Origin of the sequence: Mesorhizobium sp. M0854, from assembly GCF_040319815.1 — a bacterium.
In the GTDB taxonomy this organism is placed as follows: Bacteria; Pseudomonadota; Alphaproteobacteria; order Rhizobiales; family Rhizobiaceae; genus Mesorhizobium.
Map to the genome: position 1 here is coordinate 1 of NZ_JAMYOL010000098.1, position 514 is coordinate 514.

Sequence of the window (514 nt, forward strand, 5' to 3'; positions counted from 1 at the left end):
AGCGCACTGATCAGGGATCGCAATGCGCCACAGAAGCATGTTTGGCGCGCCGAAATCATTCTGTTGAGCAGCGACGGCGCGGGCACCGTCGAGATCATGCGGCAAACCGGCAAGTCCAAGACCTGCGTGTGGCGCTGGCAGGAGCGCTTCGCCGCGGAAGGTTTCGAAGGGCTGTTGCGCGACAAGACACGGCCCTCGCGCATTCCGCCTCTCGGGCCTGAAGTCGCCGAGCGTGTGGTGGCGCTGACGATGCAGGATCCGCCGGGCGAGACGACGCACTGGACCGCCGACATGATGGCGGCCATGGCCGGCGTCAGCGCCAGCGCGGTGCGCCGCATCTGGAAGGCGCACGGGCTGCAGCCCAACCGCTGGCGCCAGTTCAAGCTCTCCAACGATGCGCAGTTCGTCGACAAACTGCGCAACGTCGTCGGCCTCTATGTTGATCCGCCGGCTCACGCCATCGTGCTGTCGGTCGACGAGAAGAGCCAGATCCAGGCGCTCGACCGCACCCAGC

At 66.1% G+C, this 514-nt stretch carries 1 protein-coding gene; it reads left to right on the plus strand.

Annotated features, from left to right (window positions below):
- A partial coding sequence (locus NKH99_RS32700) for an IS630 family transposase (protein WP_353017999.1) occupies window positions 1–514 on the plus strand: 514 nt, incomplete at both ends.